Source organism: Salinisphaera sp. G21_0 (genome assembly GCF_017744115.1).
Classification (GTDB): Bacteria; Pseudomonadota; Gammaproteobacteria; order Pseudomonadales; family Endozoicomonadaceae; genus Endozoicomonas.
The window spans coordinates 1-6,092 of sequence record NZ_JAGHQW010000112.1 but is presented as its reverse complement, the minus strand read 5'-3'; the positions used below and the strand labels follow the sequence as shown (position 1 = coordinate 6,092).

The 6,092-nt window shown below is 51.4% G+C and carries 3 protein-coding genes and 1 pseudogene; 2 read left to right on the top strand and 2 right to left on the bottom strand.

Going from position 1 to position 6,092, the window contains the following annotated elements:
• Positions 1-932 (top strand): IS3 family transposase (locus J7439_RS24745; RefSeq protein WP_209204723.1); only part of this gene is annotated, 932 nt, incomplete at its 5' end.
• A gap of 36 nt (positions 933-968) precedes the next feature.
• Positions 969-1,715, top strand: a pseudogene (locus tag J7439_RS24740) (S16 family serine protease); the annotation flags it as partial.
• Positions 1,716-2,089: 374 nt separating this feature from the next.
• Here J7439_RS24740 and J7439_RS24735 read toward each other — a convergent pair.
• Positions 2,090-3,001 (bottom strand): hypothetical protein, encoded by a 912-nt coding sequence (locus J7439_RS24735; RefSeq protein ID WP_209204722.1) that lies wholly within the window; start codon positions 2,999-3,001, stop codon positions 2,090-2,092.
• 105 nt (positions 3,002-3,106) lie between these two features.
• On the bottom strand, positions 3,107-6,092 hold a 2,986-nt coding region (locus tag J7439_RS24730; protein ID WP_209204721.1), incomplete at its 5' end, for an RAP domain-containing protein.

The following is a 6,092-nucleotide window of genomic DNA, read 5'->3' as shown; positions in this document are numbered from 1 at the left end:
ATGCTGTGCAAGCAGATAACCGCAACAATGCCAACAGGGAAGCTCCCGGAAACAAGCTTTCTGAAGAGGAACGCCAGGCGATTGTTGACGTCTGTAACAGTGATCGCTTTAAAAGCCTTCCACCCAGCCAGATCGTCCCTGTTTTAGCAGATGAAGGCGAGTATCTTGGGTCTGAAAGGACATTTTACCGGGTGTTGCACGAAAGAGGCCAGCAACACCACCGTGGCCGTGCAGCCAAGGCTGGCCACCGGAGACCAACGTCGTATTGTGCAACTGGCCCGAACCAGGTCTGGTCTTGGGATATCACATTTTTACGCTCACCAGTGCGTGGACAGTTTTACTATCTGTATCTGGTGATAGACATATACAGCCGTATGATTGTGGCTTGGGAAATCCATGAGAATGAGTCTGCCGAGTATGCCTCACAAATGATTACCAAGGCCTGTATTCGCCACGGCATAGGCGCTCTGGATAGACCTCTGGTCCTGCATTCAGACAATGGCAGTGCCATGAAAGGTGGCACCATGCTGTCAACCCTGCAGCGCCTGGGAGTGGTCAGCTCATTCAGCCGTCCAAGGGTAAGTGACGACAATCCGTTTGCAGAGGCTATCTTCAGAACCCTCAAATACAGGCCTGGTTATCCATGCAAGCCATTTGCTGATCTTAAGGCTGCCCGCAACTGGGTTCATGGTTTTGCGCAATGGTACAACGAAGATCACAGGCACAGTGGTCTCAAGTTTCTCACGCCGGGTCAAAGGCACCGAGGGGAAACCAAAGCGCTCATGGATAACCGGAAGCAGGTGTATCAATTGGCTAAGCAGCGCCACCCGGAGCGGTGGGGAAAAAGGGCAACCAGAAACTGGGATCTGGATGATGAAGTTTGGCTGAATCCAGACCGATCAGTTGTCGGGCAGCTAAGTCAGGCTGCATGAGTTGAGGCGACAACTATGTTGACAAACACCGGCCAGTATGACATAGAAGATGTTCGTGCCTGTTTGCACTATGCGCTGGAGGTACGTCGCCGGATTAAGGAACAGCTGAAGAAACTGGGGGGTATGGAGTTTTTTGATGTTCATTTCAGTTACCTTGATAACGAAACCCTGGAAGAATGCTTTATCAATGTGCCGGAACAGGGGGGCAGCTCGCTGATACCGGAAGGTATGGCCAGCCCTGGTGTTGTTTATCAGGTGACCCAGGGCAGTTCGGGGCAGTTGGGGCTTTACCGGTATGAAACCCAGATGACGGCGGGTACCGGGAAGTTTACAGTTTCTGGATTGGGTTCCAACACCGCAGCGAAAGAGGCGATTAGGGTTGGCTTTGATTACCTGAAAGGTAATTTGAAACGTATCAGTGCCAGTGCCAAATTTTCTGAGCATGAATACAATCTGCATGTGATTGAGCTGCATAATACTGGCCCCAGCACCAAGACCAGCCTGGCGGCGCTGGTGGCGTTCTGCTCCATACTGATGGCGAAGCCCTGTCAGGAGCAGATGGTGGTGTTGGGGGATATGACGCTGGGTGGTGTGGTGAACCCGGTTCAGGATCTGGCAGGCAGTTTGCAGATGGCGTTGGACAGTGGTTGTAAACGGGTGTTGTTGCCTATGTCATCTGCGGCAGATATTGCTTCTGTGCCTGCGGAGCTGTTCTCGAAGTTTCAGATCAGCTTTTATGCGGATCCGGTGGATGCGGTGTTTAAGGCTTTGGGGGTGAGTTAATACTCCCGGAAAAATTGTCTTTTTTGAGCAGCTCCTTCGGGGGCTGCTTTTGTGTCAGGGGTGTATATGTTAGGTCAGCAGGCAAGTAGTGCTGCAAGTATCAGGGACTTAATTGAGTTTCCTGCACATTGTTGCAAGTGTGGAGCGTCATCAGTTGCATATATCGTTTTTGGTTTTCCAGACTTTGGATCCCTTGGGGATGATTATAAGAATAATCATATTTATTTGGCTGGTTGTCTTGTTCCCGAGGATGAACCAGAGTGGCATTGTAACGAGTGTGGCTTTGAGTGGCGTAGCGGTTTATCAGGTAACGTGGTTGCTCGAGAACTGAATGATCAAGGCTATATTCCTGCAGATGTTTCATTTCATAATATTTATGATTTGGAGAAGGCCCACATCAGGTTGGCAATGCCCTGGGCATTAAGTTGGTTTTTCTGTGCTTTCACGAGGGGCAACAGGGCGGCCACAGCCTCATTGAGCCCTGGTGTCCGCTCCTGCCCATTGTCCACCAGTTTCGCCATGGCCCACAGCAGGTTGGCAATATGCTGAGGAATAAATTGGTCTTTGTGTGCGTTCACGTGGGGCAACAACACGACTACGGCCTCGTTGAGCCCTGGTGTTAGTTCCTGCCCGTTGTCCATCAGTTTCGCCATGGCCCACAGCAGATTGGCGATTTCCTGAGCTCCAATATCACTGGCTTCAGGTTTTTGGTTGCAATTGAATATTATTGCATCCAGTAGCGTCGATAGTAAGGCAGCTTGAGTGAACTGAACACGCTCATCAATGGGTTTATGAAGGGTAAAAACACCCGCTGAAGTAAATGAGTGCAGTGTTGTCGTCAGGCTTCGCCAATTCCAGCTCCGTGTTGCTGTGAAATTTTGCAGCAAACGCATCAGCTGGCTTTGTTCCGCTCGATTTAAAGGCCTTTTAGACGCTGACGTGTATTTTTTAATTGTACTGGCATATAGGCCGTGATCTCTCCCATCATAGCGATGACCGAAACGATCCGATTTACTCACCAGACCAGCCATTATTTCTGGTTTGATGAGGGCATGAAAATTTTGAGCAGGGTTTACTGAACGGCGTAGTAGATATTGAGAAGGGCCAGCGGCAGAAGAATGGTAAAATTTATTACGCCCCGGGGTTGTGCGTGGGGTATTATCCCACTGTCTGACTGTGGCTTGTCTATATCGCCCACGCCTGGAGGCGGCATGGCCATTCGGTTGGTTGTAATCATTACCTGATCTTGCGTATTTATCACTGATACCGGCAGAACTTCTATCCATAATTATATTTCATTAATTCATGAAAATATAAAAAGCAGACTGCTGTTCTGCTCAGAAGTTCATTTTGTGGAAAAGTTTACTTGAGTCATGATGGGAGGAAGGCGATTACTGGCTGCTTGTTTTCTTCCTCTTTGCCGGGTTGGTTTGCTCTTCTAAATGTTCTTCACCAGTCACGTATGCAGCATCTGTCCACTCTCTTTTAAGTGAAACAGAGTCATGCCCCTGTGGCGGGATGCCTATTCTGATCTTTATTTGATCAATATATGGTTTCATTAAATCTTTGTTCAAAAGCTGGTTAGCCGGGATTTCAATGACCTCAAATCCTGCTTTTTGCAGCAGTGCGATTTTAAGCAGAGTCGAACCCTTCCTGGTTTTGAAATCACCACCTACGTAATGAGACGGTCCCTGAACTTCAATCACCATGTTGTGATCTGGCAAAAGCAGGTCAACCGGAGGTAATGAGTTTAGACTCTTTTCTTCTTCGATCTTCAAAGCTGGAATAGATGATTTGAGTTGATCACGGAAGTCGGCTTGGTTTTTTGAAATGATTGTCTGGTAATGGTGGACGACCGAACAGGTTCTGCCAAGCCAACTTGCAGCCATGGTAATGATGGATTGATCCTCTCCATTATCTGGCGATGTATTTTCCAGACGAATGAACAGGTCATCCATGTGTTTTTCAAATAGGTTATTTTTATTGGCATTAGAGTCCAGAAACAACCTGGCACAGCATACCATTAATGCCCAGAGAGACATCGATATCTCTTTCTGAGAAAACTGAAGGTTCTTACTGATTCGATAGAGAAGCGATTCGAACGTAGAGGTAACCACGTTCAGCTCAACGAGTTCACCCAGTTTCGCCATGGCCCAAAGCAGGTTAGCGATTTCCTGTGGTTTAAAGTTAGCTTTTTGTGCGTTCACGAGGGGCAACAGGGTGGCCACTGCCTCTTTGAGACCTGGTGACCGCTCCAGCCCGTTGTCCACCAGTTTTGCCATGGCCCAAAGCAGGTTGGCGATACCCTGCGGCTTAAAGTTAGCTTTTTGTCCATTCACGAGGGGCGTCAGCGCGGTCACGGCCTCGTTGAACCCTGGTGTCTGCTCCTGCCCGTTGTCTACCAGTTTCGCCATGGCCCACAGCAGGCTGGCAATATGCTGAGGAATAAATTGGTCTTTCTGTGCGTTCACATGGGGCAACAGCACGGCCACGGCCTTGTTAAGATCTGGTGTCCGCTTCTGCCCTTTGTCCACCAGTTTCGCCATGGCCCACAGCAGGTTGGCAATAGCCAGGGCATTAAACTGGTCTTTCTGTGTGTTCACGCAGGGCAACAACGCGGCCACAGCCTCTTTGAGCTCTGGTGTCTGCTCCTGCTCGTTGTCCACCAGTTTCGCCATGGCCCACAGCAGGTTGGCGATATGCTGAGGAATAAATTGGTTTTGCTGTGCGTTCACATGGGGCAACAGCGCGGCCACGGCCTCGTTGAGCACTGGTGTCTGCTCCTGCCCGTTGTCCACCAGTTTCGCCATGGACCACAGCAGGTTAACGATTCCCTGGGCATTAAATTGGTTTTTCTGTGCATTCACGTGGGGTAACAGCGTGACCACCGCCTCTTTGAGCCCTGGTATTTGCTCCTGCCCGTTGTCCACCAGTTTCGCCATGGCCCACAGCAGGTTGGCAATGCCCTGGGCATCAAGTTGGTTTTTCTGTGCGTTCACGAGGGGCAACAGGGCAGCCACGGCCTCGTTGAGCTCTGGTGTCTGCTCCTGCCCGTTGTCCACCAGTTTCGCCATGGCACACAGCAGGTTGGTGATTGCCTGTGGTGTAAAGTTAGCTTTCTGTGCGTTCACGTGGGGCAACAGCACGGCCACGGCCTTGTTGAGATCTGGTGTCTGCTCGTGCCCTTTGTCCACCAGTTTCGCCATGGCCCACAGCAGGATGGCGATATCCTGGGGATTAAATTGGTCTTTCGGTGTGTTCACGCAGTGCAACAGCGCGGCCACAGCCTCTTTGAGCTCTGGTGTCTGCTCCTGCCCGTTGTCCACCAGTTTCGCCATGGCCCACAGCAGGTTGGAGATATGCTGAGGAATAAATTGGTTTTGCTGTGCGTTCACATGGGGCAGCAGCGCGGCCACGGCCTCGTTGAGCTCTGGTGTCTGCTCCTGCCCGTTGTCCACCAGTTTCGCCATGGCCCACAGCAGGTTGGTGATTCCCTGGGGATTAAATTGGTCTTTCTGTGCGCTCACGTGGGGTAACAGCGTGACCACCGCCTCTTTGAGCCCTGGTGTCCGCTCCAGCCCGTTGTTCGCCAGTTTCGCCATGGACCACATCAGGTTGGCAATGCCCTGGGCATTAAGTTGGTTTTTCTGTGCGTTTATGAGGGGCAACAGGGCGGCCACGGCCTCGTTGAGCTCTGGTGTCCGCTCCAGCCCGCTGTCCACCAGTTTCGCCATGGCCCACAGCAGGTTGGCGATACCCTGGGCATTAAACTGGTCTTTCTGTGCGTTCACTTGGGGCAACAGCGCGGCCACGGCCTCGTTGAGCCCAGGTGTCCGCTCCAGCCCATTGTCCACCAGTTTCGCCATGGCCCACAGCAGGTTGGTGATATGCTGAGGAGTAAATTGATTTTTCTGTGCGTTCACGAGGGGCAACAGGGCGGCCACGGCCTCGTTGAGCCCAGGTGTCCGCTCCTGCCCGTTGTCCACCAGTTTCGCCATGGCCCACAACAGGTTAGCGATAGCCTGAGGAATAAATTGGTCTTTCTGTACGTTTACGTGGGGCAACAACACGACCACAGCCTCATTGAGCTCTGCTGTGCGCTCCTGCCCGTTGTCCACCAGTTTCGCCATGGCCCACAGCAGGTTGGCAATATGCTGAGGAATAAATTGGTCTTTGTGTGCGTTCACGTGGGGCAACAACACGACTACGGCCTCGTTGAGCCCTGGTGTTAGTTCCTGCCCGTTGTCCATCAGTTTCGCCATGGCCCACAGCAGGTTGGCGATTTCCTGTGGTTTAAAGTCAGCTTGTTGTGTGCTCACGCGGTGTAACAAAGCGACCACGGCCTCGTTGAACTCTGATGTCCTTTCCTGCCCGTTG

Bases quoted from the DNA above. Each gene is read 5' to 3' on its own strand.
- J7439_RS24735 (WP_209204722.1), bottom strand. From the start codon at position 3,001: ATGGATAGAAGTTCTGCCGGTATCAGTGATAAATACGCAAGATCAGGT.